The sequence below is a fragment of the Herbaspirillum sp. B65 genome (assembly GCF_000333555.1).
Lineage (GTDB): Bacteria > Pseudomonadota > Gammaproteobacteria > Burkholderiales > Burkholderiaceae_D > Herbaspirillum > Herbaspirillum rubrisubalbicans.
This window is the reverse complement of the sequence record NZ_BADI01000140.1, coordinates 1-1,400: the sequence shown is the minus strand read 5'-3', so window position 1 is coordinate 1,400 and position 1,400 is coordinate 1. Positions and strand designations below refer to the sequence as shown.

General features: G+C 63.4%; 1 protein-coding gene. It reads left to right on the top strand.

Annotated features, from left to right (window positions below; translation table 11 throughout):
- Nucleotides 1–405 precede the first annotated feature (405 nt).
- The gene (bla, locus tag I5W_RS03780; RefSeq protein ID WP_044528230.1) at nt 406–1,305 is read left to right on the top strand and encodes a class A beta-lactamase; all 900 of its coding nucleotides are present in this window, start codon (nt 406–408) and stop codon (nt 1,303–1,305) included.
- The last annotated feature ends 95 nt before the right edge of the window (nt 1,306–1,400 follow it).

Sequence of the window (1,400 nt, the reverse complement as noted above, 5' to 3'; positions counted from 1 at the left end):
GGTCTGTCAGATACGGCCCGGCACTAACCGTATAAATTGTTTATATCATTTATTCTATGTCGATGCAGAGCCGACGTCTATCAGAAATTGTCTGACATCTACATCACTGTTGCGCGTAATCATCAGTTCAGGAGTACCTACAGGGGCCCTGAAGCGCCACACAGCACATCCCGCAAAGTCGCCATGGGAGCGGATATCCGACGTGGCGCGTGAAAAACGCGCGGATATCGAACGCATCAACAAGCTTCCCTCACCCTCCCCAAAGGACAGGTCAGCAGTATTGCGAACAAACGTTCACTTGCACGGTCTCTCCATGCACCATCGCAACAGAAGATCGCATCGTGACCAAGGCCCACGCCACCGTCTATGATGCTGCCCTAGCGTTATCGTCACCAAGGAGAACCCATGTTCAAACGCCGACATTTCCTGACCCTGGCGGCACTGACCGCCAGCGGATTGATCCATCGCAGTTGGGCTGCTGGCCCGCAGCAGCCCAGCCAGAGCGTGGATACGGCAGCCATCAGCGCGCGCCTGGCGCGGCTGGAAGCCGACGTCGGGGGACGCCTGGGCGTCTCGCTGGTGGATACGGCCGGCGCTCGCCAATGGGGATATCGCGCCGATGAGCGCTTCCCCATGTGCAGCACCTTCAAGTGGCTGGCGGCGGCGGCCGTGCTGCGCCGGGTGGATGAAGGACGGGAACAGTTGACGCGCCGCATCGTCTATCACCAGCGCGACCTGATCCCCTACTCGCCCACCACCGGCAAGCATGTGGGTGGCACTGGCCTATCCCTGGCGCAACTGTGCGAAGCGGCTGTGACGCTGTCCGACAATACCGCCGCCAACCTGATGCTGGCCAGCATGGGCGGTCCCGCCGGCATGACGGCCTTCGTGCGCACGCTGGGCGACGCCTTGACCCGGCTGGATCGCAACGAGCCGGCCCTGAACCAAGCGGTGCCCGGCGATCCACGCGACACCACCACTCCGGCTGCCATGACCGCTGACCTGCAGCGCCTGGTGCTGGGCGATGCGCTCACACCGGCCTCACGAGCGCAGCTCACCCAATGGCTGCTGGCCAACCAGACCGGCGACAAGCGGGTGCGTGCCGGCCTGCCGGCTGGCTGGAAGGTCGGCGACAAGACCGGCACCGGGCGCCTGGGCACAGCCAATGATGTGGGAGTGGTGTGGACGCCGCAGGGCAAGCCGCTGCTGTTTGCGGTCTATCTCACTGAAAATGCCGCCGACGATGCACGGCGCGATGCCCTGCACGCCGAGGTGGGACGTTTGATTGCGCAGTTGATGAGCTAGGAGCTAGGGGCTAGCCGGCAAAGCGCAGCGATACGGCGCCTATGCCTTCCAGCGCGGCCTCGATCAACAGGCCGCCCCGTGCCATTTGCAGGCCG